The organism is Synechococcus sp. MU1651, from assembly GCF_023630635.1.
In the GTDB taxonomy this organism is placed as follows: Bacteria; Cyanobacteriota; Cyanobacteriia; order PCC-6307; family Cyanobiaceae; genus Parasynechococcus.
Window position 1 is genome coordinate 185,354 of record NZ_JAKUHJ010000001.1, and the last position, 24,860, is coordinate 210,213.

Annotated in this window: 35 protein-coding genes, 1 other RNA gene and 1 pseudogene; 19 read left to right on the forward strand and 18 right to left on the reverse strand. The window is 60.4% G+C overall.

Annotated features, from left to right (window positions below; all coding sequences use genetic code 11):
• Positions 1–6: 6 nt before the first annotated feature.
• The 3 genes from NCN05_RS01185 to NCN05_RS01195 all read left to right on the forward strand — a co-directional run bounded on the left by NCN05_RS01185 (position 7) and on the right by NCN05_RS01195 (position 1,256).
• Positions 7–189, forward strand: coding sequence for a hypothetical protein (locus NCN05_RS01185; protein ID WP_250396658.1), 183 nt, complete (start codon positions 7–9; stop codon positions 187–189).
• Complete coding sequence (locus NCN05_RS01190) at positions 171–893, forward strand: lipase family alpha/beta hydrolase (protein ID WP_250396659.1); 723 nt, start codon at positions 171–173, stop codon at positions 891–893. Before NCN05_RS01185 ends, NCN05_RS01190 begins: the two co-directional genes overlap by 19 nt.
• A 147-nt stretch (positions 894–1,040) precedes the next feature.
• Positions 1,041–1,256, forward strand: a complete 216-nt coding sequence (locus tag NCN05_RS01195) for a hypothetical protein (RefSeq protein ID WP_350223276.1) — start codon at positions 1,041–1,043, stop codon at positions 1,254–1,256.
• A 25-nt stretch (positions 1,257–1,281) separates the two neighbouring features.
• On the opposite strand, the gene NCN05_RS12475 is transcribed toward NCN05_RS01195, so the two are convergent.
• Positions 1,282–1,404 (reverse strand): hypothetical protein, encoded by a 123-nt coding sequence (locus tag NCN05_RS12475; RefSeq protein WP_006849913.1) that lies wholly within the window; start codon positions 1,402–1,404, stop codon positions 1,282–1,284.
• Positions 1,401–1,541: a hypothetical protein gene (locus NCN05_RS01200; protein ID WP_250396661.1), complete on the reverse strand. Its 141-nt coding sequence runs from the start codon at positions 1,539–1,541 to the stop codon at positions 1,401–1,403. Before NCN05_RS01200 ends, NCN05_RS12475 begins: the two co-directional genes overlap by 4 nt.
• 474 nt (positions 1,542–2,015) lie before the next feature.
• Between NCN05_RS01200 and NCN05_RS01205 the strand changes: the two genes are divergently transcribed.
• A complete protein-coding gene (locus tag NCN05_RS01205) occupies positions 2,016–2,165 on the forward strand; it encodes a hypothetical protein (RefSeq protein ID WP_186510432.1) in 150 nt (49 codons plus the stop codon).
• 1 nt (position 2,166) lies between these two features.
• Here NCN05_RS01205 and NCN05_RS01210 read toward each other — a convergent pair whose 3' ends face one another.
• The 5 genes from NCN05_RS01210 to NCN05_RS01230 all read right to left on the reverse strand — a co-directional run bounded on the left by NCN05_RS01210 (position 2,167) and on the right by NCN05_RS01230 (position 4,740).
• Positions 2,167–2,421 carry a hypothetical protein gene (locus NCN05_RS01210; RefSeq protein WP_188020551.1) on the reverse strand — a complete coding sequence of 85 codons (255 nt, stop codon included), beginning with the start codon at positions 2,419–2,421 and terminating at the stop codon, positions 2,167–2,169.
• Between the two features lie 617 nt (positions 2,422–3,038).
• Positions 3,039–3,599 carry a DUF1543 domain-containing protein gene (locus NCN05_RS01215; RefSeq protein WP_250396662.1) on the reverse strand — a complete coding sequence of 187 codons (561 nt, stop codon included), beginning with the start codon at positions 3,597–3,599 and terminating at the stop codon, positions 3,039–3,041.
• The gene (locus NCN05_RS01220) at positions 3,596–3,994 is read right to left on the reverse strand and encodes a hypothetical protein (protein ID WP_250396663.1); all 399 of its coding nucleotides are present in this window, start codon (positions 3,992–3,994) and stop codon (positions 3,596–3,598) included. Before NCN05_RS01220 ends, NCN05_RS01215 begins: the two co-directional genes overlap by 4 nt.
• 25 nt (positions 3,995–4,019) lie before the next feature.
• On the reverse strand, positions 4,020–4,220 hold the full coding sequence (locus NCN05_RS01225; protein WP_244273128.1) for a hypothetical protein: 201 nt from the start codon (positions 4,218–4,220) through the stop codon (positions 4,020–4,022).
• A 319-nt stretch (positions 4,221–4,539) separates the two neighbouring features.
• Positions 4,540–4,740 (reverse strand): hypothetical protein, encoded by a 201-nt coding sequence (locus NCN05_RS01230; protein WP_115132708.1) that lies wholly within the window; start codon positions 4,738–4,740, stop codon positions 4,540–4,542.
• A gap of 165 nt (positions 4,741–4,905) precedes the next feature.
• Here NCN05_RS01230 and NCN05_RS01235 point away from each other — a divergent pair, with 165 nt between their 5' ends.
• The 3 genes from NCN05_RS01235 (at position 4,906) to NCN05_RS01245 (ending at position 6,728) form a co-directional block, all read left to right on the forward strand.
• Positions 4,906–5,226 carry a hypothetical protein gene (locus NCN05_RS01235; protein WP_250396664.1) on the forward strand — a complete coding sequence of 107 codons (321 nt, stop codon included), beginning with the start codon at positions 4,906–4,908 and terminating at the stop codon, positions 5,224–5,226.
• A 317-nt stretch (positions 5,227–5,543) separates the two neighbouring features.
• Entirely contained in the window at positions 5,544–6,371 is an 828-nt protein-coding gene (locus NCN05_RS01240; RefSeq protein WP_250396665.1) for a PfkB family carbohydrate kinase, read from the forward strand.
• A 60-nt stretch (positions 6,372–6,431) separates the two neighbouring features.
• Positions 6,432–6,728, forward strand: coding sequence for a DUF8646 family protein (locus NCN05_RS01245; protein WP_250396901.1), 297 nt, complete (start codon positions 6,432–6,434; stop codon positions 6,726–6,728).
• A gap of 83 nt (positions 6,729–6,811) precedes the next feature.
• Here the strand turns inward: NCN05_RS01245 and NCN05_RS01250 are convergent, their stop codons facing one another.
• A complete protein-coding gene (locus NCN05_RS01250) occupies positions 6,812–9,319 on the reverse strand; it encodes a ligase-associated DNA damage response DEXH box helicase (RefSeq protein WP_250396666.1) in 2,508 nt (835 codons plus the stop codon).
• Positions 9,319–10,974, reverse strand: coding sequence for an ATP-dependent DNA ligase (locus tag NCN05_RS01255; protein ID WP_250396902.1), 1,656 nt, complete (start codon positions 10,972–10,974; stop codon positions 9,319–9,321). The genes NCN05_RS01250 and NCN05_RS01255 overlap by 1 nt, the downstream gene beginning before the upstream one ends.
• Positions 10,975–11,093: 119 nt before the next feature.
• On the opposite strand from NCN05_RS01255, the gene NCN05_RS01260 reads away from it, so the two are divergent.
• The gene (locus NCN05_RS01260) at positions 11,094–11,354 is read left to right on the forward strand and encodes a hypothetical protein (protein WP_250396667.1); all 261 of its coding nucleotides are present in this window, start codon (positions 11,094–11,096) and stop codon (positions 11,352–11,354) included.
• Here the strand turns inward: NCN05_RS01260 and NCN05_RS01265 are convergent.
• Positions 11,351–12,337 (reverse strand): ligase-associated DNA damage response exonuclease, encoded by a 987-nt coding sequence (locus NCN05_RS01265; RefSeq protein WP_250396668.1) that lies wholly within the window; start codon positions 12,335–12,337, stop codon positions 11,351–11,353. The two genes, NCN05_RS01260 and NCN05_RS01265, sit on opposite strands and share 4 nt — an antisense overlap.
• A 67-nt stretch (positions 12,338–12,404) precedes the next feature.
• Between NCN05_RS01265 and NCN05_RS01270 the strand changes: the two are divergent.
• Positions 12,405–12,638 (forward strand): annotated as a pseudogene (locus tag NCN05_RS01270) (hypothetical protein).
• Here NCN05_RS01270 and NCN05_RS01275 read toward each other — a convergent pair.
• The 3 genes from NCN05_RS01275 to nadA all read right to left on the reverse strand — a co-directional run bounded on the left by NCN05_RS01275 (position 12,639) and on the right by nadA (position 14,328).
• The gene (locus tag NCN05_RS01275; protein ID WP_250396669.1) at positions 12,639–12,851 is read right to left on the reverse strand and encodes a hypothetical protein; all 213 of its coding nucleotides are present in this window, start codon (positions 12,849–12,851) and stop codon (positions 12,639–12,641) included.
• 245 nt (positions 12,852–13,096) lie between these two features.
• The gene (locus NCN05_RS01280; RefSeq protein ID WP_250396670.1) at positions 13,097–13,354 is read right to left on the reverse strand and encodes a hypothetical protein; all 258 of its coding nucleotides are present in this window, start codon (positions 13,352–13,354) and stop codon (positions 13,097–13,099) included.
• Positions 13,355–13,395: 41 nt separating this feature from the next.
• Positions 13,396–14,328: a quinolinate synthase NadA gene (gene nadA, locus NCN05_RS01285; RefSeq protein WP_250396671.1), complete on the reverse strand. Its 933-nt coding sequence runs from the start codon at positions 14,326–14,328 to the stop codon at positions 13,396–13,398.
• A gap of 53 nt (positions 14,329–14,381) precedes the next feature.
• Here nadA and NCN05_RS01290 point away from each other — a divergent pair, with 53 nt between their 5' ends.
• The 3 genes from NCN05_RS01290 (at position 14,382) to NCN05_RS01300 (ending at position 17,235) form a co-directional block, all read left to right on the forward strand.
• Positions 14,382–15,230 carry a TIGR04168 family protein gene (locus tag NCN05_RS01290; RefSeq protein ID WP_250396903.1) on the forward strand — a complete coding sequence of 283 codons (849 nt, stop codon included), beginning with the start codon at positions 14,382–14,384 and terminating at the stop codon, positions 15,228–15,230.
• Entirely contained in the window at positions 15,224–16,309 is a 1,086-nt protein-coding gene (locus NCN05_RS01295) for a hypothetical protein (RefSeq protein ID WP_250396672.1), read from the forward strand. Before NCN05_RS01290 ends, NCN05_RS01295 begins: the two co-directional genes overlap by 7 nt.
• A 206-nt stretch (positions 16,310–16,515) precedes the next feature.
• Positions 16,516–17,235 (forward strand): glycoside hydrolase family 24 protein, encoded by a 720-nt coding sequence (locus NCN05_RS01300; RefSeq protein WP_250396673.1) that lies wholly within the window; start codon positions 16,516–16,518, stop codon positions 17,233–17,235.
• Between the two features lie 25 nt (positions 17,236–17,260).
• On the opposite strand, the gene NCN05_RS01305 is transcribed toward NCN05_RS01300, so the two are convergent.
• Positions 17,261–18,070 carry a TPM domain-containing protein gene (locus NCN05_RS01305; protein ID WP_250396674.1) on the reverse strand — a complete coding sequence of 270 codons (810 nt, stop codon included), beginning with the start codon at positions 18,068–18,070 and terminating at the stop codon, positions 17,261–17,263.
• A gap of 40 nt (positions 18,071–18,110) precedes the next feature.
• On the opposite strand from NCN05_RS01305, the gene NCN05_RS01310 reads away from it, so the two are divergent.
• Positions 18,111–19,283: a class I SAM-dependent methyltransferase gene (locus NCN05_RS01310; protein ID WP_250396675.1), complete on the forward strand. Its 1,173-nt coding sequence runs from the start codon at positions 18,111–18,113 to the stop codon at positions 19,281–19,283.
• Here NCN05_RS01310 and aroB read toward each other — a convergent pair.
• Positions 19,255–20,370, reverse strand: coding sequence for a 3-dehydroquinate synthase (aroB, locus tag NCN05_RS01315; RefSeq protein WP_250396676.1), 1,116 nt, complete (start codon positions 20,368–20,370; stop codon positions 19,255–19,257). The genes NCN05_RS01310 and aroB overlap by 29 nt on opposite strands.
• 61 nt (positions 20,371–20,431) lie before the next feature.
• Here aroB and NCN05_RS01320 point away from each other — a divergent pair, with 61 nt between their 5' ends.
• The 3 genes from NCN05_RS01320 (at position 20,432) to ssrS (ending at position 22,708) form a co-directional block, all read left to right on the forward strand.
• Positions 20,432–21,304 (forward strand): carbohydrate ABC transporter permease, encoded by an 873-nt coding sequence (locus tag NCN05_RS01320; RefSeq protein ID WP_250396677.1) that lies wholly within the window; start codon positions 20,432–20,434, stop codon positions 21,302–21,304.
• A gap of 52 nt (positions 21,305–21,356) precedes the next feature.
• Positions 21,357–22,517 carry a 5-(carboxyamino)imidazole ribonucleotide synthase gene (locus NCN05_RS01325; protein WP_250396678.1) on the forward strand — a complete coding sequence of 387 codons (1,161 nt, stop codon included), beginning with the start codon at positions 21,357–21,359 and terminating at the stop codon, positions 22,515–22,517.
• Positions 22,518–22,524: 7 nt separating this feature from the next.
• A non-coding RNA gene (gene ssrS, locus NCN05_RS01330) (6S RNA) lies at positions 22,525–22,708 on the forward strand.
• 331 nt (positions 22,709–23,039) lie between these two features.
• Here the strand turns inward: ssrS and NCN05_RS01335 are convergent.
• Positions 23,040–23,252, reverse strand: a complete 213-nt coding sequence (locus tag NCN05_RS01335; protein ID WP_250396679.1) for a hypothetical protein — start codon at positions 23,250–23,252, stop codon at positions 23,040–23,042.
• Positions 23,253–23,379: 127 nt separating this feature from the next.
• Here NCN05_RS01335 and NCN05_RS01340 point away from each other — a divergent pair, with 127 nt between their 5' ends.
• Entirely contained in the window at positions 23,380–23,532 is a 153-nt protein-coding gene (locus tag NCN05_RS01340) for a hypothetical protein (protein WP_250396680.1), read from the forward strand.
• Between the two features lie 171 nt (positions 23,533–23,703).
• Positions 23,704–23,928, forward strand: coding sequence for a hypothetical protein (locus NCN05_RS01345; RefSeq protein WP_250396681.1), 225 nt, complete (start codon positions 23,704–23,706; stop codon positions 23,926–23,928).
• Here NCN05_RS01345 and NCN05_RS01350 read toward each other — a convergent pair.
• Positions 23,916–24,191, reverse strand: coding sequence for a DUF2103 domain-containing protein (locus NCN05_RS01350; RefSeq protein ID WP_006851066.1), 276 nt, complete (start codon positions 24,189–24,191; stop codon positions 23,916–23,918). The two genes, NCN05_RS01345 and NCN05_RS01350, sit on opposite strands and share 13 nt — an antisense overlap.
• 74 nt (positions 24,192–24,265) lie before the next feature.
• On the opposite strand from NCN05_RS01350, the gene NCN05_RS01355 reads away from it, so the two are divergent.
• Entirely contained in the window at positions 24,266–24,493 is a 228-nt protein-coding gene (locus NCN05_RS01355; protein WP_114989264.1) for a hypothetical protein, read from the forward strand.
• A 1-nt stretch (position 24,494) separates the two neighbouring features.
• Here NCN05_RS01355 and clpS read toward each other — a convergent pair whose 3' ends face one another.
• Complete coding sequence (gene clpS, locus NCN05_RS01360; RefSeq protein ID WP_114989263.1) at positions 24,495–24,791, reverse strand: ATP-dependent Clp protease adapter ClpS; 297 nt, start codon at positions 24,789–24,791, stop codon at positions 24,495–24,497.
• Positions 24,792–24,860 lie beyond the last annotated feature (69 nt).

Consider the following 24,860-nt stretch of genomic DNA (forward strand, 5'->3'; position numbering starts at 1 on the left):
ATCTCCATGAGCTTCACCCTTCCGGATCTTCTCCCCTGGCGCTTCAGGATTGTGTTGATCGGTCAGCAGGTGGTTCTTGAGGCTTCGTCTGAGCATCAACAGCTGAGCACGGTTCTTGAACCTGGCGGAAGTCGCATTCGGCGTGGCTACGACCTGATCAAGGCTCCGCAATGTGCGTTGATTCGGTGAGCAACACGTCTCGCCTCAACCAGCCCGTCGTCATCTTCGGTGGCTTTCTGATCACGCAGGAGGCCTATCGCCCCCTCGCTGATTGGATTGATCAGGTCACCGGCGCTGCGGTGCGCATCGTGCCTGCGTCCAAATTGGATTGGCTGGCCACCAGCTGGGGCTTCGGTTGGCGTCGCCTGCTTGATCGCGTTGATGCCGCTGTGTGTGAACTTCAAAGCCAGTCGCCTACAGAGCGCGTCACGTTGATTGGTCACAGCTCCGGCGGGGTGATGTTGCGCCCCTATCTGGCTGATCAGACCTTTCTGGGACGCCGTTACAACGGTGCAGCCCGCTGCAATCGCCTGATCACGCTCGGCAGTCCCCATCAGGCCCTGCGTGCCACACCATTGCGGGCTCGTGTGGATCGTGAGTTTCCGGGTTGCCCTGAAGCCGATCGGGTGGACTACGTCGCGGTTGCGGGTCGGCTTGATCCGCTGGGAGCGAATGCATCCAATTTTTCGCGCCGCAGCGCTGCCCGCAGCTATCGCCAGATCATGGGCGACCCGGATCTGCAGGGGGACGGTCTGGTTCCCCTTCCATCAGCCCTGCTGCGGGATGCCCGTTCGATTGAGCTGGCTGATACGGCCCACGGCGGATTGTTCGGCCAAAGCTGGTACGGCTCTACCGATCGCATCGAGCGCTGGTGGTCGCAGCTCGGAGACTGAACCAGGCGATCAGGCATTGTGGCCTGCTTCGGCGATTAGCTTGTGCAGGAATCGAAAGGGTTTGGGGGTCAGGCCAGGTCGGCCAAACGCAAATCCAGCAAGAAGCGCAAGCCGGGAACGTCAAACCATCGCCGTGATCAATGCCCAATGGGGCGCGACCCCGGCCTCGAGGCGATTCAGGCCAGGCAGTGCCTCGGCCTGCCGCTCACTGGGCGGTTAACCGTTGCCCAGGTGAAGCGGGCTCACAAGCTTCTGGCTGTTCAACACCATCCCGACAAAGGGGGCGACCCTGAGGTGATGACACGGTTCAACACCGCCCGCGATGTGCTTCTTGAGCCCGAGATGGAGATGCTTGCTGCCTGACGGCCCTGACGTGCGTCCCAGGGCGTCAGCTTCCGCTGCTGCGGCCCAGAACCAGCCAGGTGATCAGCATCAAGCCACTCAGGCTGACCACGGTGTAAATCCAATCGGCGTATGGCGTCCAGAACAGTCCCGCAACCGGGGCTGTCATCGGTCCCAGATCAGCAGGAGCACCACAAACAAGGCCCCGAACACGAGGAAGGGCGTGAGCAGCGTCAGCAGAGACTGGGTTTCGATCGTTCCGGTTGCAGCAAGCGGATCATCCGGCGGTCTGTTTTGATCTGTCAAATCTCCGTTATTCACTGAGATTGAGGCCAGAGCTCGCGGCCAATCAACCTTCATCGGGATCGAGCAGTGGGATGAACAACCGTCGGCGTCAAATTCTTGTTGCTTTTTTGGTCTCGATGGGGCTTGGCTTGCTTGGAGGGTTGGCGTTCAACGTCACGTCCCAACTGATCCGGCCCGGCAAGATTGAATTGGGTCCGGCATCGCCGGGAGGGCCTGGCCAATCTCCTGCGTTGCCTGAGCAGAACACAGGCTCATCCGATCCTGGCTGTGTTGTTCCTCCTGGAGGTGGTCCGCCTGTCACGACGAATTTCCAGCCCTGTTGATTGCATCGCGAGGACGGGTTTTATGGCCAAACTTTCAAAAGAAAAGATAAAAAAGTGCTCCTGCGATACCCAGAATTGTTTCGGTTGTTCGCTCTGATACCGAAATTCAAGACTGGCTGAGGTGATTGTTTGACTCTCTTCCAGTCCATGCATGAACAGCGATCAGCGTCTCAGCTATCTGCACTTGATGAACAAAGCTGCTGAGTCGGAAGACCGACAAAGCTATTTCTATTACCTCAAGCTGGCTGAACAAACCCTTCAACGCCAGGATCCCGAGGTGATCTGGAAGCCTGCAGGTTGATTCAGCGAATCATGTTGGCCTTGAAAAAACCAAATCCAAGGCCAAAGGATGAGGATTGATCGCGATGCAGCGTCACTGAAACATCGAAATCGAGAAGATCGGATTGTTCGATGTCTTCACGCTTCAAGTTGTGAGCGTTCTCCGCTTCGAAGCCATCGATGATTTCATCGCGATTTCTTTCCAGGTAATCCACCACCTGCTTCAGCACATGGTCGCGCCAGGCCTCGCTGGCGTCTTTGCTGATTCGATCAGACATGGAGGATGACGCGGTGTCTAGAGATGGAACACGTGCCCAACGTTGACGCGGGTGCCATGGTGATGCGGGTGGACCGGAACCATCCAGGGCGTTGGGGTGACGATGACGCGCCGGGGCATCGGTGAAACCATGGGGCCGTACAGCGGGGAATAGCTGCGGTGGTGCGTTCGGTAGTGGGGGCGGTAGCTGTTTTCGATGGCCTTTCTGTAGCCATGCTTGTAGCCCCTGTTGTAGGCCTTCTTTTTTTGCTTTTGCGGGAGTGGTGGTGATGGTGGTGATGAGCGCTATGGGCTTCCGCGGCAGGACTCAGGCCGACACCGGTGATGACCACCACGAACGCAGCGATGCCAAGACGTTGAACAAGCGACATGGGGCGTCGATGGACTGGGGAAAACGTATTCCGGGTCTGCCTGGTGAACGTGTCAGCACCTCGGCCAGATGTGACTGGATGCGTCTTGAGGTCGTGATTCCCTATTCGGTGTCTGTGCGTTGTTCGAGCACGAAACGCAGGGCCCACAGTCCGGCGTAGGAGCCCGTCAGCACGAGGAGGATCAAGATCAGCACGACACATCCTCAACGTGGTGGTTTGTTGTAGCTGAGCCGTGTTGGTTCTGTGGTCAGATCTTCCAGTAGCCGTACCAATCAGGATGGGCTGGGCCATCGTCAACTTGGCTGTCGTCAACTTGGCCATCCGCGATCAGTTTCAAGTGCCACTGGCCATTGCCGTGAATCGGCAGCAGATCATCGAGCGCGCTGTCCATTTCGACAGGGTGAAGATCGTCCTTGTGCACCTGCTCCTGTCCCTTCAGCCAACGCTGCCGTGCCCGCGCCTTGGCGAAGGCTGAAGAACGGGCCACGATCACCCCGAAGGCATGCTGTTCTGCCATCGAGGTGGGGTCATAGGCGCCAAGGTTGACGAACCACAGCTGCGGACCGTCAACACTGGATGGATCCTGCGCTTGCTCAACAACCTCAACGCGATAGGCATCGACATGGTCGATGCAGCGGTAGCTGTCGATGTGCAAGCCACGGCGGAGGCCGATCCATTCCTGCCGCAGCGCCGGCAGCGTTGCGTCGATGGTCTCGCCCACGACCCAGCGAACATCGTGCTGCTCCACGTGGCAGCCCTTGTAACGGCCCCCCAGCACCACCAGGAACAGCTTCTTGGCGCTGCTCATCGCTGGGCCGGTGATGACGTGTTGGCATGGGCGACGACGGCACGGCAGTGGGCAATGAACTCCTCGCCGTTCCTCTCCCCTTTGGCTTCCTTGGTCTGCAGGCTGAGAATCTCAAAGGTTGCGGTGGTGCTGCTGCTCACCGGGGAGACGGTCGGACTGCGGCTTCCATCATGAAGGCGATTGTCCAGCGGCAGTCCGTCGTAGGGATCGGTGCCGTCACAACGCTGAAAGGCTGCATGGATGGCATCGATGGCCTCCCTCACCTGATACGTCGCCCCTCGCTTTCTGGCGCGCTTGGTGATCGTCACCGCCGTGCGGTTCAGCAGCCGCTTATAGCTGTCGGGGTCGATGTCCAGCCAGCTGGGGGGCGTGACCGACAACGGATTGCGTTCCATGCACCCCTTTGGTGGCTCCAGGTGTTCAGACTTTTTCGAGCCAGGCCAAGAACAACCGGCGGATTTCCTCTTCGTTGGTCACCCGTTCGCTCAGAGATGCCGTGACTGCGCCGGGGTGCTCGCGTTGCACGATTTGCTCAGCCTCGTAGGCATCCGCCGCTTCGACAGGCTTGAAGCCAGCGTCAACGGCCGCTGGAGCGCAATAGAAGACGGGGTAACGGCTCATCGGGTTGCTGCAACCTCCAACCGATAGCAACGATTCTGCGATCGAGGGAATGGCTGTGGGGAGCTTGCACCCACATCTGTTGAGTTCAGGCATCTTTCTTAAGTCCTGAGCCTCAACAGGTGCTGATCCATACCTTTGGTGGTTCTTGCTGAGGAACCGTGGCTTTTGATTCTGGAGATAAAACAGATCGCTTCATTGCCGCAGCCAAGACACGGGCGGAAGCTGCATTGAACGAGCCGGCACCAAAACTGACGGCCTTGGAAAAGGGAATGTTGGAGTCGCTGCGACGGGGTGGAAGGCCCGTGCGTCATGGCTGAGCTCAGCGCATGAGCAGCCAAACGGCCAAAGCACCGCAACCAAACCCCTTGATGAACTGGGCCCAGGTGAGGCCGTAGGTATCGAGGGAAAGCGTTCTCATCATCAGATTCAGAACCTCTTTGTGTTTCCGAATCAAGGGTGAGCTGTTGGCCGTGTTCAGTTGCGGAATCTGTTTGAGCTTGATCTCCCCGAGCTTGGCCAACGTTGCTGGTCGCGTGTGCTGCTGGAGCATAGGCGCGCCTGTTGGTCCGAAACGAATAAACCTTTCTTGGGTTGCTGTTCATCGGGTGACACGTTGCTAGGCAGTGGAAGCCCCTCCAATTGATTCATCTTGAAAAGAGTCGTCAGTCTGTCGACGGGATTCCTGGTGAGTGCACTGCTGGTGTCCCCCGCTTTTGCCCAAAAGCTTTCGAAAGAAAACGTCCGTGCGCTGAACACCGCCAGGATGCAAGCTGAGTCCATCAACGGTGGACTCAACAACTACAGAGCTTCGAAATGCATGTACGCCACCGGTAAGGGAGGTGGCAATTGCTTGAAGAATGCAAGCGATGGCTACCTGTTCGTGTTTGATGGTGGCTCTCCAGGCTGGCAAGAGGCTGGTGGTCAACCCACTGTTGAAACTGAAATTCTTGTCTCTCGAGACGGAGCTTCGATTGTTGATGTTGTCTACAATGGTTCACCGCCTTAATTGAAGGATTCTTCCAAGAATGTGGTTTGAATGGCCCCGCTGCTCTGGCGGGGCTTTTTTGTGGCTTGATTGAGCTCCATATCATTCGGGCATTAGAAGAACTGCAATCGGTCTAAATAATGAATCGACCGGAAGATGTGAATCCCAGGAGTGCACAAGATGCTGTGAATACAGGGGTTCAACTCATCAAATACAGAAAGAGAAAAACTCATGCAAACGATAAATATCGGATCTGAGTGCCTCGTTCTCCATCCGCGCCCATTCTGTTGTTGAGCCGTTCCTGCAGAGAAGATGGGGCCCAGCAGCTTCAACGGCCCTTGTCTTCCGGCTCAGCCCTGCCGCCCCTGCGCTTGGCCGTTGTGGGTCATGTCGAATGGGTGGAATTTCTGGCGGTGGATCAGTTGCCCCGCCCCGGGGCCATTGGTCACGCCTTGCGAACTCGGCAGGAACCTGCTGGTGGTGGAGCCGTCGTTGCGGTGCAGATGGCGCGGTTGCAGCAGCAACCCGTCCAGTTCTTTACGGCTTTAGGTCGCGATTCGGTCGGTGAAGCCTGCGTCAAGCGACTCGAGGATCTGGGCCTTGAGGTTCATGTCGCCTGGAGGGAGGTGCCAACCCGTCGTGGCGTGAGCATGGTTGATGGTGAGGGGGATCGGGCGATCACTGTGATCGGCGAGCGGCTGACCCCATCACTGGATGACGACCTTCCCTGGAACGCCCTTGGCGAATGCGACGGCCTGTTCGTTACGGCCGCTGATGCTCATTTGTTGAAAGCCTGCCGTTCTGCTGCAGTTTTGGCGGCGACCCCGCGCGTTCGTTTGCCCGTGCTTCAGCAGGCCGGTGTGCCCCTCGATGCCTTGATTGGCAGTGGCCTTGATCCGGGTGAACGGGTGGAGTCGGGGCAGTTGAACCCAGCTCCCCACACAATCATTCGCACGGAAGGTGCCGCAGGCGGTGTTAGTTATCCAGGCGGCCGCTATGACCCATCACCCCTTTCGGGGCCCTTGGTCGAGAGTTATGGCTGCGGCGACAGCTTTGCGGCAGGCGTGGTCACGGGTCTTGCGGCGCGATGGCCCCTGGCGGAGGCCATTGCTTTGGGTGCCGAGTGTGGTGCCGCCTGTGCGACGCGATTTGGGCCCTATGGGTAGGTGCCCGCCACGCGCGATGGCTTTCGAAGTCGACAACAATGCACAGAAACACCTGTTGTTATGGCGCCCACCAAAAGAGAGATCCTTGCCGCATCGGCAGGCTGGGTTGCCGTCACGTTGAACGTGGTTCCGGGCTTGGGTGCCGGCTACCTCTACCAGCGCCGCTGGAAGGCGTACTGGATCACATCTGCTTTGGCGACGACCTGGTTCGTATTGGGTGGAGTGCTGGGACAGGGGGCTGAGGCTGCCGAAGAAATCCAAAACCAATGGATTGGCTTGTTTGGGCTCGCTGCTCTCGCGGCTGGAACAGCAGTTGAAGCCGGGCTCGCAGCCAAGCAATCTCGTCAACAGAACTGATCCGTGTTGCGGCCGGAACACTCAGCGCCCGGTTTTTGTAAGGCCTCAGCGACATCTGCTTTTTGCGGGACTTGGAGTGATCGCTACCCCTCGCGCCTGATCGCCTCGTCCTTCATCCGCTGAACCCGCTCCAAAACGGATTCATTGCTCATCCTGTTGTTCAGTCGTTCCACCAACAGTGGAAAGGCCAAGGGGCTCGGCCGCGGTGTTTCAACGTGAAGCCATTCCTGGCTTGCAGCGCGCTCCAAGGCAGCCTCTAGGCGTGAGATCTCCAACTGGTCATCGAGCACCTCATGCTGCGCCTGCAAGAGCAAGCGGTTGTTCGGCTCATGGCGGCTAAACACATCGAACAGCAGCGAGGCACTGATCTGAAGCTGACCGGTGCTTTTGCTCGATCCCGGGAATCCCCGGTTCATCAGGCCTGCGATCTGGGCGATGGCGCGGAAGCGTCGCCGTTGCAGCTCGGAAAGATTCAGTGCGTTCTTCAGATCCCGCTCCAGCTTTTGGCGATCGAGCAGCAGATCGATGTGGTCTTCCAGCAACTCCGCCATGGGGTAGCTCTTCGGCGCCAACAGCTCAAAGCCGTAGTCGTTCACCGACACCGTGATCGTGCCCCGCTCCAGACGGGTGAGCCGCGACGCCCAGAGGAAGCCGATGCCCTCATGCACGAACCGCCCTTCAAAGGGGAAGGCATACAGATGTGTGCCTTCCCGGGTGCGACAGGTCTCAATCAGCAGCTGTCCCACCGTCGGCAACACCGAGATGTCCTGTTGCCGATCAAACAGGGGCTTCAGAGCCTGAAGTTCAGCGTTGTCGAGATCACCACGGCTGGCGCGGTCCACCTCAAGACGCAGGTGATGAGTCAGCAGATCGGATAGGGCCATCTGCCCCCCAGCCCAGGCAGGCACCGTGCGCGTTTTCTTGGTGCTCACCTTCACGTAGGCGGTCATGTCGCGCAGCCGCACGAATTCCAGCTGGCGGCCGGAGAAGAAGAACACATCCTTCGGCTTCAGCTGGCTGATGAAGCTCTCCTCTACATGTCCGAGCACGGCACCACGAATAAAGCGCACGGTGATCGCCGGTGCGGCCGTGATCGTTCCAACGTTGAGACGGTGCAGCCGGGCGATGGCCTTCTCGCGAACCCGGTAGCGCTGGCTTGTCTCCTCCCACTCGAGCTTGCGGTAGCGGGGGTAGGCACCGAGGCACTCTCCGCCCTGCTCCAGAAACAGCATGCACCAGTCCCAATCCTCCTGGCTCAGCTCGGCGTAGGCCGCACAGCTGCGCACGGCTTGCAAGGTCTGCTCCGGATGGAAGCCAGGGCCGCAGGCCAACCCCGTGAGGTGCTGCAGCAGCACATCCAGAGGGGCTTTCGGCGGCTTGCGTTGTTCCACCAGCCCCTCCGCCAGTCCCCGACGCACAGCACTGAGTTCGAGCAGCTCGAGCGCATTGGTGGGCATGAACAGCACCTGGGATGTTCCGCCGGGCAAGTGCGCTGACCGCCCCGCCCGCTGCAGCAGTCGCGCCAGATTCTTCGGGCTTCCGATCTGCACCACCTGTTCCACTGGTTGGAAGTCCACCCCGAGGTCCAGGGAGCTGGTGCAGACCACCCAACGAATGCCGCCGGCCTTCACGGAGGCTTCGATCGCTTCCCGCTCGCTGCGATCAATGGCGCTGTGGTGCAGGGCCAATCCCTCTTCCATTTCCGGGCAGGCGAAGCGCAGACACTGGTGCCAACGCTCCGATTGATTGCGGGTGTTGGTGAACAGCAAGGTGCTGATGCCGGGATTGAGACGGGCCACCAGCTCCTCGTACATCCGCAACCCGAGGTGTCCGGCCCAGGGGAAGCCATCGATCGTGTCCGGAAGGATGCTCTGAATCTCCGTGCTGCGGGCAGGAGCACCCCCGATCAGCTGTGGCTCACTTGCCGTTCCCAGGGCATGGCGCGCTGCCTGCTCGAGGTTGCCGATGGTGGCACTGATGGCCCAGGTCTGGAGCTGGGGGCGCAGCTGGCGCAACCAGCTCAGGCACAGCTCCGTCTGGCTGCCCCGTTTGCTGCCCATCAACTCGTGCCATTCATCGAGTATCACCGTTTCGAGTTGGCCAAACAGCTCTTCGGCCTTGGCGTTGCTCAGCAGCAGGGCGAGGGACTCCGGAGTCGTCACCAGAATCTGTGGTGGTGCCTTGAGCTGTTTGGTGCGTTCGCTGCTGCTGCTGTCGCCATTGCGGATGGCTACCCGAATCCGCCAGCCCATCGCCTCGATCGGTTCGCGGATCGCCAGCGACAAGTCGCGGCTGAGGGCCCGCAAGGGCGTGATGTAGAGCAGTCGCATTCCCTTCAACGGCTGCTCCTCCGTCAACATCCGCGCGATCGGTCCCATCACGGCGGCGAAGGTTTTGCCAGACCCTGTGGGCACTTGGATCAAGCCATTCCGCCCCGCCAGATAGGCGCTCCAGGTCTGCTGCTGGAACGGCAGCGGCGTCCAGTTCCTTTGCGCGAACCAGTCATGAATCGGCTCCAAGCGAGGGTCGTCGGTTGATGGTTTGGCCTTGGCCTTGGCCTTCGCTTTTGCCTTCTTTTCTGAAGCTGCCATCAGCGGTTCTCGATCAATGCCATCGCGGTCTGGAGTGAATCCGCTTCATCGGCAGGTTTGTCGCGTCGCCAGCGCAGGATGCGCGGAAAACGCACGGCGATGCCGGATTTATGGCGTTTTGAGGGGTGGATGCCCTCAAAGCCGATTTCAAACACCAGCTCGGTTTTCAGGGACCGTGCCGGCCCGAAGCGCTGCAGGGTGTTGCGTCGGATCCAGCGGTCCAGCTCGAGGATTTCGGCATCGTTGAGGCCGGAATAGGCCTTGGCGAAGGTCACCAACTGCGGCTCTTCAGCGTTGGTCCAGAGGCCGAAGGTGTAATCGGTGAACAGGTTGGCGCGACGCCCACTGCCGGCCTGGGCATAGAGGAGCACCGCATCGAGGGTCATCGGCTCCAGCTTGTGTTTCCACCAGTTGCCCCGTTTGCGGCCGCTCAGGTAAGGCGATTCCGCCTGTTTGAGCATCAGCCCTTCGGCGTTGTGCTGACGGGCCTGGTTGCGCTGAGTGTCCAGTTCCTCCCAGGTGTCGATCGACCAGGACGGGCTCTGCTTCAGCCGCCATGCCTCGGGATGCTCGATGCTGCCGAGCAGTGCCGCCAGCTGCTGCTGGCGCTGTCGTAATCCCTGCTGGCGGATGTCGACGCCCTGATGTTCCAGCAAGTCGTAGGCGATGAACCGCATCGGGCAATCCCGTTTCAACGTTGCTCCAACGCTTTTGCGGCCCAGCCGTCGTTGCAGCTGATCAAAGCCAAGCGGTTCGGCGGCGTCCTGTTGCCAGCAGATCAGCTCGCCGTCCAGAACGCTGCCGGATGGCAAGGCCTTGGCCACCTCCACAAGCTCAGGGAAGCTCTCGTTGACCAGCTCTTCTCCACGGCTCCAGAGGTAGACGCCGGAGCCGCGATGAATCAGCTGACCGCGAATTCCATCCCATTTCCACTCCAGTTGCCAATCCCTCGCCGATGTCTCCAGCAGTCGGTCGGGTTCCAGGGGACTGGCGAGATAGAAGGGGTAGGGGGTGCCGCTGGAACGGTGTTCATCCGCCGTCGCGCAGGCGGTGAGTTGCCTGAAGCGCTCGGCGGAGGGCTCAAAGCCGCCCATCAGCCGTTGCACCACAAGGCTTTCCTCGAGATCAAATGCTTCGGCGATGGCCCGGCTGATCAGCCCTGTCGACACGCCGACACGGAATCCCCCCGTGAGCAACTTGTTGATGATGAAGTGCTGTTCGAGCGGGGTTCGGTGCCAGAGCCAGATCACGGCATTGGCCTGATGGTCGTCGCTTCTGGTGCTGATGGCCGGCAGCAGGGTGTCCATCCACCAGCTCAGGGGCATGTCTCCATCACCGCTGGGCAGATCCGGATCGCTTGCTTCGACGCGCTCTTGCACGGCGGGCCAGAGCAGGCTGATGGTTTCAGCTGAGTCGCCCACCTGGCCGTAGCAGTCGTCGATCAGCCAATCCGGAAGACCACCGCGGTCCCGCAGGATGTCGCGGAGTCGGCGACCGGTGATCAGGCGCCTGCGGCGCTTGCCCAGCAGCAGCGTCAACGCCCAGGCCGCCTCCCCTGGTTCGACCCCCTGAAAGTGATCCACCAGCGCTTGCACCTTGGCCTTGGTGCCCGTGACCTGATCCAACTGATTGAACAGGTTCTGAAAGGCACGCATGCGCGCTTGAACGGGATGGATGGAAAGCCCCGCCATCCTGACAAGACATTTTGTGAGCAGTGCTGGAAATCCGGCGGAGACCTGTGTTGATCTGAGCCACAGATTCCTGAATCAGCCGGATGGCACTCCTCTGGGACAACCTCGCGCAACAACTCAGCAGCGTGCGCGCTACCGCCTCAGCCACGGCCGTCGTCACCCCCGTGGCTGGCTCCGGCACATCGGATGATCCATCCGACCGTCGTAGTCGTCTTCAGAAGGCGCTCGAGGCCGTGAAAGACAGCGGCAACGCCATGATGATCGAATCGCTCACAGCCGCGATCGAAGGTCGCGAAGCAAACCTCAACCTCCCCGAGTTGCCGGACGGGATCGCCAAGTTCTAGTCCGACTCCCCTTCGAACAGGGTGTCCAGCGGCTCCGCATCCACACCCTCCACCTCCCGCAGGTAACGGGCCAGAACGTCGCTCTGTCCATGGGTGACGTACACCTTGCGGGCGCCGCTGTCGCGAACGGTCTGGATCAGTCCAGGCCAGTCGGCGTGATCACTGAGCACGAATCCCCGCTCGTAGCCCCGCCGTCGACGGGCTCCGCGCACGGCCATCCAGCCGGAGGCAAAGGCTGTTTGGGGTGACTTGAAGCGGCGCATCCAGCTGGAGCGATGGGCAGACGGTGGCGCCAGGATCAACCGCCCTTCGAGCGGATCCTTGCGGGGCAGTTCACTGACGGGACGACTGGGGGTCATCGGAACCCCTGCCTCGCGGTAGTGGCGGGTCACGGTTTCAACGGCGCCGTGCAGCAGCACTTCCTCCTCCACGCCGATGGCCTTCAGTTCAGCCAGCAAGCGTTGGGCTTTGCCGAAGGCGTAGCAGAACAGCAGGGATGGCCTGCTGCGATCACGGCTCCACCAGGCATGGATCTCCTTGGCCACCTGCTCACCGCTTTGCCAGCGATAGATCGGCATTCCGAAGGTGGCTTCGGTAATCAACACATCGCAGCGCACTGGTTCGAAGGGGTCACAGCTGGGGTCGTCATCCCTTTTGTAATCCCCACTGACCACCCACACCTCACCCTCTGATTCCAGACGGATCTGCGCCGAACCGAGCACGTGTCCGGCGCTGTGAAACGACACCTTGCATTGCCCCAGCCAGTGTTCTTCGCCGTAGGCCACTGGGTGAAAGGTGATGTCCTTTCCTAGCCTCTGGCGCAGCACCCCTTCACTGGAGGCCACGGCCCAGTACTCCCCACATCCGGGGCGGGCGTGGTCGGCATGGGCGTGGGTGATCAGGGCCCGGGGAACCGGACGCCATGGGTCGACCCAGGCCTTCGCGGCACGGCAATACAACCCCTCCGGTGTGCGTTCGATCAAGCTCCGCCACCGATCGCAGCAGACAGTCTGAAAGGCCCATACCTTGAGCGCGTTCGACCCGCTTGCCATGAAGCTGCTCGCTGCCGCTCTGTTTGTTTCAGCCTTGGCTGTGCCCAGTTCTGCTTTGGCTCAGAAAAAGATTCCCAAGGCCCAAGGCCACAACCAATGCCCCCTTGGTTAGGTCAACACCCTGGGCACTACCTGTGTGTCTCCGATCTATTACGAGAAGAAGCCCACCAACGGTGAAGCCTGCCCCTCCGGCTGGATGAATGTTGGCGCTGGCTATTGCCGTAAGAAGTAATCAATTCAGTGGCTGAGGCCTCAGGCCACTCCAGCGCTCCAGGGTGTTGATCGATTGAATACCCTGGAGCCGCTTTGACCCGGGCCGTGTCCAGGTGGGGATGGACCGAATGTTTTCATCCCTGCACTGCCTGAGCTGGTCGGGGTACTTGTCGGGCAGACCGCATTCCACGTAGTTCAGGTTGGCTCCGGCCTGTTTGCCGAAGAGCTTCATCTGTTCTTTGCAGGCGGGGCACCAATGGGCTCCAAAAAACCTGGCGCCCATCGTGTTGAGTTGCTCGGCCAACTTGATCGTTTGTGCTGTGGACTCTGTTGCGGGTTCAGGAATCGGTTGATTCCAGGCTTGTGCTGCCGCTTTCACGCTTGAACCCAATGTGATGACAGCCAAAACGGCCAAGACGTCGATGCCCTTCATTTGCTCAACATGCTCACCGACACGGTGTTCTGGGTGTTGAAAATCTATTCCGATCCGATGGATCGAACCTCGCAAGCAGCATCGACCTCCCGGGCAAGTTGCTTGGGATCGCCTTCGATGAAGCTCACGCCAGTCCTTGGACCTCCAGATCGGATGATCAATCGCTTGCCCGTAAGGATGGAATAGGTGGCCCTGAGCTGATCCACATTTTTCGTGCCTCGTTCCCATTCCTCACAGAGGAACACTTTTCTCTCCAAGTCGCTCATGGTTGAACAGGCCGCGAGCACCAACGTGATGCCCACGGCACAACTCTGAAGGCTTCTGATGGTGGCTCGATCAGGCCTCACCGGCTCATCTCGAGCATGCGCTGCATGGGTTTCATGGCCTTCAGACGCATCGATTCATCCATCTCGATCGCAGGCGTGAGGGTCTCCAGGCATGCCTTCAGTTTTTCCAGGGTGTTGAGCCGCATGTAGGGGCAGGCATTGCAGCTGCATCCATCGATCCCTGGCACGTCGAGCAGGGTTTTTTCAGGAACCCTTTGCTGCATCTGATGCAGGATCCCCGGTTCCGTTAGAACGATGAAGCTGTTGCAGGAGCTTTGTTCGGCGTAATTCAACAGCTTGCTGGTGGATCCAATGAAATCTGCCAGGTCCAGCAGATTCTGCTGGCACTCTGGGTGAGCGATCACTTCAGCCCCGGGGTGCTCGTGCTTGAGGGCCAGCACGGCTTCTTCGCTGAAGGTCTCATGAACGATGCAGCGTCCCGGCCAGAGGGTCAGCTCGCGACCGCTCTGTTGCTGAACCCAGCGCCCCAGGTTCTGATCGGGGGCGAACAGCACGGGCTGATCGGCAGGCAGCTGATTCACCAGATCAACGGCATTGCTGCTGGTGCAGATCAGATCGCTTTGCGCCTTCACTGCGGCTGTGCAGTTGATGTAGCTCACCACGAAGTGGTCGGGGTGTTCTGAACGAAAGCGGGCGAACTCATCCGCGGGGCAGTCGTCCGCCAGGGAGCATCCGGCCTCGAGATCCGGCAGCACCACCGTCTTTTCAGGGCTGAGAATCTTGGCGGTCTCCGCCATGAAGTGCACGCCGCAGAACACGATCACGTCTGCATCGGTGCTGGCGGCCTTGCGCGACAGCTCCAGGGAGTCACCAACGAAATCGGCGATGTCCTGAATCTCCGGCTCCTGGTAGTAGTGCGCCAGGATCACGGCATTGCGGTCCTGGCGAAGCCGGTTGATCGCCGCAACAAGGGCGGTGTCAGCGCTCATCAGGACCGGTTCGGGGCAGGATGGCCACAGCCTAGGCATTCGCTCTGAAGCACCTGCGACTTGCCATTGCCGGTGATCTGCACGGCGCCTGGGGCGACGCGGATGAGCAGCTGCTGCAGCGGCTCAAGCCCGACGCTGTTCTTTTCGTTGGTGATCTTGCTGATGGGGATCTGCGTCTGACGCGCCGGATCACGCAGCTTCCCTTCCCCGTGGCCGTGATCCTGGGGAACCACGACCGCGGGCGTGATCGCAGTGGCGGCATCCTCGAGCAACAACGCGCTGTGCTCGGCGATCTCCATTGCGCTTGGCGCTCAATTCAATGGCCGGAGCTTCCGTTGACGGTTGTGGGTGCGCGTCCCTGCAGTGCTGGTGGAGGTTTTCACCTATCGAAAGCGGTGGAGGCGGTTTACGGCCCGGTGTCGCTTGAGGCTTCAGCCGAGCGGATTGTGCAGGCCGCAGCTGATGTACCCGCTGATCAGCCCCTGATCGTCATGGCCCACTGCGGTCCCTCAGGCTTGGGATCTGAGGCTGCCAGTCCCTGTGGACGCGACTGGAAGACGCCGGCAGTGGACTGGGGGGATCAGGATCTGGCCCTTGCCCTGGACCGCATGGCCAAAGACCGACCTGCCGATTTGGTGATCTTTGGGCACATGCACCATGCCCTCAAGCGCGGCTCTGGTTTCCGCCAGACCCTGTTGCGTCATCGCGATGGAACGGCGCTGATCAATGCCGCCTGTGTTCCCCGTTCAGGTGTGGATGGGCAAGGTCGAACGCTGCTGCATCTCTCCTGGGCTGAATTCCAGGGGGCCCGCCTCACGCAGCTCGCCCATCGCTGGTACACCCCAGAAGCTGAGTTGATCCATCAGGAGCAGTTGCCGATCGATGCTCCATTGCCGTGCTGATCTATTTCTGCAGCAGCAGCCATGGCTTCGGCCATGCGGCTCGCGATGCTGCGGTGCTCCAGCAACTGCGCCGCCTGCGTCCTGAATGGACCTTGGTGATGAGCTCGGGTCTGCCCTCCCCCGTACTTAACCTGCTGTTGGGGGATGCAGCGATTGAGCAGCGGTCTTGTCAATGGGATGTGGGCATGGTGCAGGCCGACGCGCTCGGTGTGGATTGCGCCACCACCCTCAGGGCCCTGGATGAGCTGGAGCAACGGCTGCCGGCCCTGATCGAGGCTGAGGCTCTCTGGATTGCGTCGCAGGGGCAGCCGGTGTTGATCATCGGGGACATTCCCCCGGCCGCAGCCGCCCTGGCCCAGCGCCTCGATGCACCTCTGGTGTGGATGAGCAATTTCGGGTGGGATGACATCTATCGCCCCTTGGGCTCTGCCTTCCAACGCTGGGCCGATGCTGCTGCTGAGGCCTACCGCTGCGGTGATCTGTTGCTGCGCTGCCCGTTTGACCTCGCCATGCACTGGGGGTTGCCTGAACAGAGGCTCGGTTTGGTTTGCGCCAGTCCGCGGCCCATTCCGGCGGATCTTGAGGCTTGCCTTGATGCCCAGGATGCTCCCCTGGTGTTGGTGGGGTTTGGAGGCCTGGGCTTGTCCCTTTTGCGGGATCTGTTTCAGCTCTGGCCCAACCACCATTTCCTGCTTCCGGCGTCAGCAGATGCCTCGCAAGCGCCTGAGTTGGCGGCGCTCCCCAACCTCACGTTTCTGCCGGATGGGCTGCGCCCCGTCGATGTGCTCGGCCGTTGCTCCCGTTTTCTGGGCAAGCCGGGTTTCAGCAGCTTCTGCGAGGCGATGGCCCAAGGGGTTGGGATGCACGTCGTGGAGCGCAGCGGATTTGCCGAAGCTTCGGCGCTGATGGATGGTTTGCGTCGCCACGGCCAGCACCGTTGCCTCAGCCGTCAGGAGCTGGACACGGGCGCATGGCAGCTGGACCAGCCGTTGCTGGCGCCAAGCGAAGCCCCTCTTTCTGCATCAGGGGCTGAAGAAGCCGCTCTGGCACTGGTTGGTTGGGTTGCAAGTCGTTTTTAATTTTCGGTATTTTTAAACACTTTTTGAGCTGATTTTCCTGCCTGTTAGTGGTCTGGCCGATTATTTGACTGGCATATATACCTATTGATTCGAGTCTTCAATTCGAGAGAGTCACTTCGTGTGGAAATTTTTTCCGCTCGAGCATTTCATCCGCTTCTGATCTGCTCATCGTCCTCTTTCGAGGGCATGCTCCTTGAACGCTCTTTATGGCTATCTCTGCATTCATCGGTCGTCAGACGCTTCATGCGGCCGTGATCGTCGGAGTTCTGCCTGCCCTCAGTTCCCTTCTTCCTGCCCAGGCGAGCCTGCTCCCCCCCGCCTCTCGGGCGCAGCTGATCCATGCCTCTGACTTCCAGCCCAGCCGGGCCATTCCCTACGTGATTACGCCCGAACGTCGGGCGATGCTCAACACGATCCGTTTTGCGGAAGGGACCTGGAAAGGTGGTCTGGATGTGGGCTATCGGGTGATGTTCGGTGGTGGCTTGATGCCTTCCCTCGACCGGCATCCCAACCGGGTGATCTACAGCTCCCGCTACGCCAGTGCAGCTGCGGGGGCTTACCAGTTCATGCCCTTCACCTGGAATCTGGTTCAGCGCAGCATCGGCGTGCGCGGTTTCGGCCCTGAGGCTCAGGACCAGGGCGCGTTGTTTCTGATTCAGCGGCGCAAAGCCCTGGGTCTGACCGACACCGGCGTTCTCAGCCCGCTGCTCGCCGCCATGCTGGCTCCGGAATGGGCGTCGTTTCCCACCCTCGCCGGTCGCAGCTACTACGGCCAACCCGTCAAGAAATATGCACGACTGCGTTCTTTCTATGACGTGAACCTCGCGGAGTTGCGGCGTCTGCGTGACGTCAAGCGCCAGGCGCTCGTCACTCCCCCTCCGGCCCTTTGCACCGGGTCGCGCATTGAATGCGCCACCCGGCTCTGACGGCATTCACGTTTCTCGACGTTCCTCAGCCGTCGGCGTCGTTTTGAAGTTTCCTGCCAACGGTGGCCTGGGCGATCAGATACGCGGCGATGCCTCCCGCCAGGAAACCGACCCCATTGCGCAGCAGGGGCATCACTTCAGATGTTCGTGTGATCACAGGGGCAACGCCGAAGACGCCGAACAGCATCACCCACAGCGGTGAGAGCAGCAGCAACCAGGCCCAGGCGATGGTTTCGCCCTCCTTGCGGGGATAAGCCGCAAAGCCAGCAATCAAACCGCCAAAGATTGAGGTGGTCAGCGTCCAAAGCCACTGTTCCTGAGGAAGGCCAGGAACCACCTGACAGCCACCACGGTCCAGACAGATTTCCACCGCATTGAGGGCATCCAGCACGGCGCCGTCTTCGCCGTGATCCTTCACGTAGTACTGGTTGCCGTAGCGGGTCTGCAGCTCCACCCAGTAGGTGCGCGGCATCATCGCGAAGTAGGCATCGCCAACGTTGAAGTTCAGCAGGTTCCCGCCGCGGGGGTCGGCCACCAGCAGCAGGCTGCTTTCATCCAGCCCCCAGAACTCGCGAATGGCCAGACCCGGTGTGCGTTCGTACTGGGTCAACACCCGCATCTTCCAGCCGGTGCGTTCCTCCACATCTGCCAGAGATGCCTCCAGCTGGGCCCGCTGGGTGTCACTGAACACCTTGGCGAGGTCGATCACCGGGGTGGGGTGATCCGGCAGCAGCTCCGGGTTGTCGTAGGCCTCAGCCGGGGTCACCAGAACACCCAGGCTGAGCAGAGCCACCACGACGAGGCTCCACAGATGTCGGATGTGATGTGTTCCCATGGAACTGCTGCAGCGACCGGCATTCTCTCCAATGGAACCGATGGCTGCGTCCTGTCCCGACTGGTTGGCAACGCATCTGCATCAGGCGGGGGGTGCCGTTCCGTTTTCCCGGTTCATGGATCTGGCTCTGAACGAGCCGGAGCACGGCTACTACGGCTCAGGCCGTGCACGCATCGGAGCCCAGGGTGATTTCGTCACCTCCCCCTCGCTGGGCAGTGATTTCGCAGCCCTTCTGGTCCCTCAGATCCTGGCCTGGCTGACGTCGATGTCCCGAAGTGATCCTGATCAACGCCTGTCGATCGTGGAAATCGGCCCTGGTGAGGGCCATCTGGCCCGGGATCTCGTTGCTGCGTTGCGTGGTGCTGATCCAGAGCTGTTGGCTCGGATCGAATTGGTGTTGGTGGAGGCCAATCCCGGCATGCGGCGGCGGCAACAGGCTCTGCTGCAGGAGGCGGATGATCTTCCGCTGCGCTGGAGTTCCCTGGAGGAGTTGGGCAGCGCTCCGGTTCATGGGGTGGTGATCGCCCATGAGTTGCTGGATGCCCTCCCGGTGGAGCGCTTGATCTGGCGGGAGGGATCCCTTCAGCAGCAGTGGGTGGAGCTCAACCCAAACGGTGAGCTGCAAACGACGCATCGTCCTCTCCCCGATGGTTTGCACCAGGAGATCAGGCGTGTGTGCAGCCAAGGCGGCATTCAGTTGCCGCCCCCCGATGCCGAAGAGGGGTGGACCACGGAGTGGAACAGTGCATTGCCCGACTGGTTTGCTGCTGCTGCGGCCGCCGTGGATGCGGGCGTGCTGCTGGTGATTGATTACGCCCTGGAGGCCCAGCGTTATTTCACAGCCCGGCGCTCCGACGGCACCTTGATGGCTGTCTGTGCTCAGCAGGCGGGCCTGTCGCCCTTGGATCAGCCCGGCGAGCAGGACCTCACGGCCCACCTCTGTATCGAAGTCGTGGATGACGCGGCTCAGCGCAACGGTTGGATGGTGGGTGATCAGGCGAAGCAGGGCGAGGCCCTGCTGGCCTTGGGGCTTGCAGAGCGTCTGCATGGACTGCAGCAGCTAACGGGCCAACAGTTGGCGGAAGTCCTGCAACGGCGTGAAGCCCTGCTTCGCCTGGTGGACCCCGCGGGGCTCGGTGCGTTCCGCTGGCTCACCTACCGGCGCGGGTTGCCGGAAGACGGCTTCAGCCTTTCAGGCGCTCAAGGCAGCTGAGGATCTCGTCCCGACTGACGTCATCGCGAATCTCAACGGTTCCGATGCTGGTGGGCATCACGAAGCGCAGGCGACCGTCGCGCACCTTTTTGTCCCCCTGCAAGCTGTCCAGAACCGCATCGGCGGCGAGATCGGGCCAGGCGGTGGGCAGTCCAGCGCTGTCGATCAGTCGGCGTTGGCGCTCAGCATCCTCGCGACTCCAGCTGCCCCGCAGCACGCCAAGTTCACCCACGGCCACCATGCCAATGGCAACCGCCTCGCCATGCAGCCAGGTGCCATAGCCGCAGAGGGTCTCCACCACATGGCCGAAGGTATGGCCGTAGTTGAGGATCGCTCGCAAGCCACCCTCCTTTTCATCGGCGGCCACCACCCGGGCCTTGGCCGCGGCTGATCGCTGCAGGATCGAGCTGAGGCGCTCGGCTCTAAGCCCTGCGGGCGTGCTCGGGTCGGGGCAGGCCTCCAGTTCCTCGAACAGTGCCGTGTCGCCAAGGATTCCGTACTTGATCACCTCAGCCATGCCGGCCCGGAACTCGCGTTCGGGCAGGGTGTTCAGGGTGGAGGGATCGATCAACACCAGCCGCGGCTGGTGAAAGGCGCCGATCAGGTTTTTGCCGCGGGGATGGTTGACCCCGGTCTTGCCACCGATCGACGCGTCCACCATGGCCAGCAGGGTTGTGGGCACCTGCACCACCTGGATGCCCCGCAGCCAGGTGGCTGCCGCAAAGCCGGTCATGTCTCCCACAACGCCGCCGCCGAGGGCCACCATCAAGGAGCTGCGTTCGAGCTTGGCGTTGTAAGCCGCATCGTGGATCTCCGCCACCGTGGCGGGTGTCTTCTGGGTTTCGCCGGCGTCAATCACCAACAACTCCACGCTGAAACCTGCCGCTCTGAGGCTGTTCAGGCAGGCGTCGCCATATGGGCTGGCCACATCCGGATTGCTGACCACCAGCACACGCCGACCCGCCTGCACTCCAGCGTCCAGTATCTGCTGACCAAGCCTGGCCAGGCCGCCGTCTCCAATCACCACGTCGTAAGGGTTGCGCTCCAGCGCAACGCGGATGTGATGCAACGGGGTGATTGTGGTCATGAAACCGTTGGAACCCACCTACTCTCGCAACAGTGTCGCTGGTCCTGTGCGCGAAAGATCAGTGCGCAACTCCCTTTCGGCCTGGGCGTTCCTGTTGCCGGCGGTGGTGCTGATCAGTTTGTCGGTGCTGGTGCCGGCCCTGATGGCTCTGGTGATGAGTTTCACCGCCACGGGGCTGGATGTCAGTGAACCCCTGCGTTTTGTTGGTTTGGCCAACCTGGAGCGCCTGCTGTCGGATCCGATGGCGCGGCAGGTGCTGGTCACCACATTCCTTTATCTGGTTGGTGTGGTGCCTCCCATCGTTCTGGGGGCGCTGGCGCTGGCGGTGCTGGTCAACCAGGGGCTGCCCGGTCGGTCTTTTCTGCGGGGCGCTTTTTACACGCCGGTGCTGGTGTCGATCGTTGTTGCAGCCATCGCCTTTCGCTGGCTCTATGCCGAGAACGGACTGATCAATGGATGGTTGAGTGTCCTGCTCGGTGATGCCTTCAGCCCGATTGGTTTTCTCACCACGCCGCAGTTGGCCCTGCCCGCCGTGATGTTGGTGACCCTCTGGAAGGGGCTTGGCTACTACATGGTGATTTTTCTGGCGGGTTTGCAGGGCATTCCCCAGGAGCTCTATGAGGCAGCGGAGCTTGATGGAAGTGAGGGCTGGAGAAAGCATCTCGACATCACCCTGCCCTTGATGCGTCCCTACGTGACCCTGGTCGCTGTGGTGTCGTCGATCGCGGCCACGAAGGTGTTCGAGGAAGTGTTCCTGATGACCCAGGGAGGTCCTGCGGATGCCACGCGAACAATCGTTTATTACGTGTACGACCAGGCCTTTGCCGAATTGGAGATCAGCTACGCCTGCACCCTGGGCCTGGCGCTGTTCCTGTTGGTGTTGCTGTTCACCATGATCCGGTTGGCCTTTGCCGGCGATCGCCCCCTGATCTGACGCTGTCAGCGACCCTGCAAACTGGCAAGCTGCGGACATCAGCTCGGACACGATGATCGGCGTTGTTGGAGGTGGTCAGCTGGCACGGATGCTTGTGCAGGCCGCCGGGCAACGCGATGTTCCCATCGCTGTTCAAACGTCCGATGCAGCTGATCCTGCGGCTGGTTTGGCCTCGCGCCTCGTGGCAGCGGATCCTCGGGATGTGGCAGGAACCCGGGAGCTGGTGGTGGGTTGTGACGGCATCACCTTCGAGAACGAGTGGGTCAATATCGATGCCCTTCTGCCGCTGGAGCAGCAGGGGGTTCGTTTCCAGCCCTCGCTGGCGGCACTTTCGCCCCTGGTCGACAAGTTGTCCCAGCGCCAGCTGCTCGACGATCTGGCGATCCCGAGCCCGCCCTGGTGTCCGCTCAGTTTGATTTCACCGGCCCAGCCCGCGCTTCCTCAAGGCTGGACCTTTCCGGTGATGGCCAAGGCCTCCCGTGGTGGTTACGACGGCAAGGGCACGGTGGTGTTGCGCGACATCGATGGCCTGGCGCAGTTGTTGCGGGCGGTCCCTGCCGACGACTGGCTGTTGGAATCCTGGGTGGACTACGAGCTGGAGTTGGCTCTCGTGGTCAGCCGCGATCAGCGCGGCCGCATCCGCCATTTTCCGCTGGTGCAAACCCACCAACATCAACAAGTCTGTGACTGGGTTCTGGCCCCTGCTCCCGTGGATCCTTCGGTGGCTGCGCTGGCTTACAACGTGGCGGCTTCTCTGATGACGAAGCTCGGCTATGTGGGGGTGCTGGCTCTGGAGTTTTTCTATGGGCCCGCTGGCCTGCAGGTGAATGAAATTGCTCCACGCACCCACAATTCCGGGCATTTCTCGATCGAGGCCTGCACCAGTAGTCAGTTCGATCAGCAGCTCTGCATCGCGGCTGGTCTTCCCGTGCCTGATCCCGAGCTCAAAAGCCGTGGTGCCTTGATGGTCAACCTGCTCGGCGTCGACCCCGAGCGTCATCCTCCTTTGGATCAGCGGCTTGAGTCCCTGGAGGCCGTGCCGGGGCTTCACCTGCACTGGTACGGCAAGTCACCGGAAACACCGGGCCGCAAGTTGGGGCACGTGACGCTGCTGCTTGAGGGTGACACACTCCTCAAGCGGCGCGATGAGGCTGAGTCAGCACTTGCCGCCATTCGCCGGATCTGGCCCCTCGAGAGCGAGAGTCAGGACTAGGGTTGGGAGCGAACTGCTGTGTTGGTGACGGCCTTTTTCTAGTGCTCTGATCTGACTCTCTTTCGACTTGGGGAGACTGTCGTGACGGTGACGTAGACCGGCCATGCAGCCGGAAACGAAACCCCACTTTGTCGCCCCTTCTGGTTCTTCCAGGTCGACCACTGGGGCTCGCACGGCATGGCGGTTCACCCCCTTCGCTTGATCAATGTGGTGGGTGCCTTGGACTTCGCCAAGCCATCACAAAACCAATATCTCCAAGTTTCTGCGTCAATATTCTGAAAGTTTGTTCTTTGGACTTGGTTTACCGGATGACTTTTTTGTCTTCTCTCTAGGTTCTGCTTTAAAACGTCTCAGCTTTGTTAGTGGGGCAGGCCCCTCATCAGCCAAGACTCGACCACAAAAAACAGAAGGAAGAATGAGCTGATGCTGATCACCAGTAGTTTGCCATTCATGCTGAAATTTTTCGCTCTTATTGCACTCTAGATACGTTCGTCTGGGTTGGAGTGGAGATTTTTGGTGGAGCTAGTTTTCGGAGTGGTTGAACTCCTGGAGCGCGTACTGGGCGAGGCATTTGTCTTTATCGGTATCGGTCAGCGAGATGGTGGTTACGCTCTGATGCCAGTTTCGACGGTTGATCAATTCGTTGAATTCGGTCAAAGCGTCTTCGAGGTCGTCGAAACCGCCAATGCTCTCCATCGTTTGTTGCCCCTGTTTAACGGCAATTTCGAGGGGCATGGATCGATCGCTGCAGCCATCAAGGCTACCCCTGTGCAGTTGTGTAGTCGATGATGCTTACGGCTGTGTGAACAAAGCTTGTCAGCGCTTTTCTTGTCCTTAGCGTTTGTTTGGTTGCAGTGCTGAGATGCGTGATCCACGCCTGGACGAACTGATCCAAATGGAAACCTGGGATTGGTGGAAAGCTCAGGTCTTTTATCTGCGTGAAAAAAAAGATTATGCTGATTCGGAAGCGCTGTTCATGGAATTCAAGATTCCTGCATCTGACTCCAAGGATTGATGCCGCTGGTTGATGCCACTTCTTGATGCCACTGTGCATGGATTGAGGGAACCCATTTCGTTCTCCCATTGAGTTGTTTGGCTGTCGCTGTTGTTGAGAATCACTTTTCCGCATCGCTTCACTGTTCATCCTTCCGTGCTGGTTTCGTTCTTCTCATCTGTTTTCGGCCTGGTGGCAAGCGCACTGCTTGTGGGTTGTTTCGGCAGCACCGCGGCTGAAGCTGTCACCTTTTTACCGGATGACGCTGAAGTTGCTTGCCGGGCCATCCTTTCCCAATGTTTCCGTCGATCCGATTGGGCTGAACTCTGTGCCCGAGATCCCAGCGTTGCCGATGGTCATCCTCAGGCCTGTCGTGCTGCCGGATTCGAGTCAGGCCAACCCCTTCAGGGGCGGTGATGCAGGACGGCCTGTTCCAGGTCTGGCCGACTCATCGACGTCACCACAAAGACCTCCTGGGCGGATGTCCCCTTGCGGGCCACCAGCTTGTATCCCCCTGTGATCGGGGTGGACACCCGCAGCTGCAGTTCAGGACTGCGGCCACGCACCCGGCTGATCACGGCAGGGGTGATCGTCTGGATCTCCGTCTCGTGGGACAGGGCCTTCAGCCATGGGATCAAGCCGTCCACATAGGTGCTGTGGGTGATGACGACCCGGCCCAAAGCTGAACGAAAACCCGAGAACTGGTGAAAGTTAGCCACTTTGGCTATGCCAGAGAGAGCGCTCCGGGGCTGTGATGCTGAAATCAGTAGACGCTCTCCGCCATGTGATCAGCGGACCGCTGCAGGATGCCTGCGGCCCCCAGGCCCGCATGCTCACCGCTGAGGTGCACGGAACGGAGGTTCGGGGCCTGGCCTTGTGCCCTGGCCGGGTGGTGCGTTTCGTGATGGACGAGCAGCTGCAGCGTTTGCAGGTGGCTGATCTGCTGCGCCTCACCAAAGCCAGCCGTAAGCCGGCGGCCTGACTCAGCAGCGTTCCAGAGGGGCCATCGTTAAGCCCTCGGCCTGAAGCTGCTGGTGGTACAGCTCGGCCTGCTCCAGGGGGCCGCACCAAACTTCAGCTGCACCCTGCCCATCAATCTTGTTGGCGAGGTTCCAGGCCTTGTCCTCACTCATGCCGGGAATGATCTTGCGCAGGCAATCCACCACGTGCTGGAAGGTGTTCACATCGTCGTCCAGAACGATCACGCGAGCCTGGGGGTAGCGCTGTGTTGTTCCCTGACGCTCCAGCACTGCTGATGAACCTGGGCTGGAGCTGGTCATGACAGATGCCTTCGGGCGGACGAAAAGGTGCTGAACCCTAGGTAGGATCCCGGCAGTCAAGTGGTCAAG

What these genes read in the sequence shown, in the direction of transcription:
- NCN05_RS01185 (WP_250396658.1), top strand. Translation starts at nt 7, where the DNA reads ATGAGCTTCACCCTTCCGGATCTTCTCCCCTGGCGCTTCAGGATTGTG.
- NCN05_RS01190 (WP_250396659.1), top strand. Translation starts at nt 171, where the DNA reads ATGTGCGTTGATTCGGTGAGCAACACGTCTCGCCTCAACCAGCCCGTC.
- NCN05_RS01195 (WP_350223276.1), top strand. Translation starts at nt 1,041, where the DNA reads ATGGGGCGCGACCCCGGCCTCGAGGCGATTCAGGCCAGGCAGTGCCTC.
- NCN05_RS12475 (WP_006849913.1), bottom strand. Translation starts at nt 1,404, where the DNA reads ATGACAGCCCCGGTTGCGGGACTGTTCTGGACGCCATACGCCGATTGG.
- NCN05_RS01205 (WP_186510432.1), top strand. Translation starts at nt 2,016, where the DNA reads ATGAACAGCGATCAGCGTCTCAGCTATCTGCACTTGATGAACAAAGCT.
- NCN05_RS01210 (WP_188020551.1), bottom strand. Translation starts at nt 2,421, where the DNA reads ATGTCTGATCGAATCAGCAAAGACGCCAGCGAGGCCTGGCGCGACCAT.
- NCN05_RS01215 (WP_250396662.1), bottom strand. Translation starts at nt 3,599, where the DNA reads ATGAGCAGCGCCAAGAAGCTGTTCCTGGTGGTGCTGGGGGGCCGTTAC.
- NCN05_RS01220 (WP_250396663.1), bottom strand. Translation starts at nt 3,994, where the DNA reads ATGGAACGCAATCCGTTGTCGGTCACGCCCCCCAGCTGGCTGGACATC.
- NCN05_RS01225 (WP_244273128.1), bottom strand. Translation starts at nt 4,220, where the DNA reads ATGAGCCGTTACCCCGTCTTCTATTGCGCTCCAGCGGCCGTTGACGCT.
- NCN05_RS01245 (WP_250396901.1), top strand. Translation starts at nt 6,432, where the DNA reads ATGGCGCCCACCAAAAGAGAGATCCTTGCCGCATCGGCAGGCTGGGTT.
- NCN05_RS01250 (WP_250396666.1), bottom strand. Translation starts at nt 9,319, where the DNA reads ATGGCAGCTTCAGAAAAGAAGGCAAAAGCGAAGGCCAAGGCCAAGGCC.
- NCN05_RS01255 (WP_250396902.1), bottom strand. Translation starts at nt 10,974, where the DNA reads ATGCGTGCCTTTCAGAACCTGTTCAATCAGTTGGATCAGGTCACGGGC.
- NCN05_RS01260 (WP_250396667.1), top strand. Translation starts at nt 11,094, where the DNA reads ATGGCACTCCTCTGGGACAACCTCGCGCAACAACTCAGCAGCGTGCGC.
- NCN05_RS01275 (WP_250396669.1), bottom strand. Translation starts at nt 12,851, where the DNA reads ATGAAGCTCTTCGGCAAACAGGCCGGAGCCAACCTGAACTACGTGGAA.
- nadA (WP_250396671.1), bottom strand. Translation starts at nt 14,328, where the DNA reads ATGAGCGCTGACACCGCCCTTGTTGCGGCGATCAACCGGCTTCGCCAG.
- NCN05_RS01300 (WP_250396673.1), top strand. Translation starts at nt 16,516, where the DNA reads ATGGCTATCTCTGCATTCATCGGTCGTCAGACGCTTCATGCGGCCGTG.
- NCN05_RS01305 (WP_250396674.1), bottom strand. Translation starts at nt 18,070, where the DNA reads ATGGGAACACATCACATCCGACATCTGTGGAGCCTCGTCGTGGTGGCT.
- NCN05_RS01310 (WP_250396675.1), top strand. Translation starts at nt 18,111, where the DNA reads ATGGCTGCGTCCTGTCCCGACTGGTTGGCAACGCATCTGCATCAGGCG.
- aroB (WP_250396676.1), bottom strand. Translation starts at nt 20,370, where the DNA reads ATGACCACAATCACCCCGTTGCATCACATCCGCGTTGCGCTGGAGCGC.
- NCN05_RS01325 (WP_250396678.1), top strand. Translation starts at nt 21,357, where the DNA reads ATGATCGGCGTTGTTGGAGGTGGTCAGCTGGCACGGATGCTTGTGCAG.
- NCN05_RS01335 (WP_250396679.1), bottom strand. Translation starts at nt 23,252, where the DNA reads ATGCCCCTCGAAATTGCCGTTAAACAGGGGCAACAAACGATGGAGAGC.
- NCN05_RS01340 (WP_250396680.1), top strand. Translation starts at nt 23,380, where the DNA reads ATGCGTGATCCACGCCTGGACGAACTGATCCAAATGGAAACCTGGGAT.
- NCN05_RS01355 (WP_114989264.1), top strand. Translation starts at nt 24,266, where the DNA reads ATGCTGAAATCAGTAGACGCTCTCCGCCATGTGATCAGCGGACCGCTG.
- clpS (WP_114989263.1), bottom strand. Translation starts at nt 24,791, where the DNA reads ATGACCAGCTCCAGCCCAGGTTCATCAGCAGTGCTGGAGCGTCAGGGA.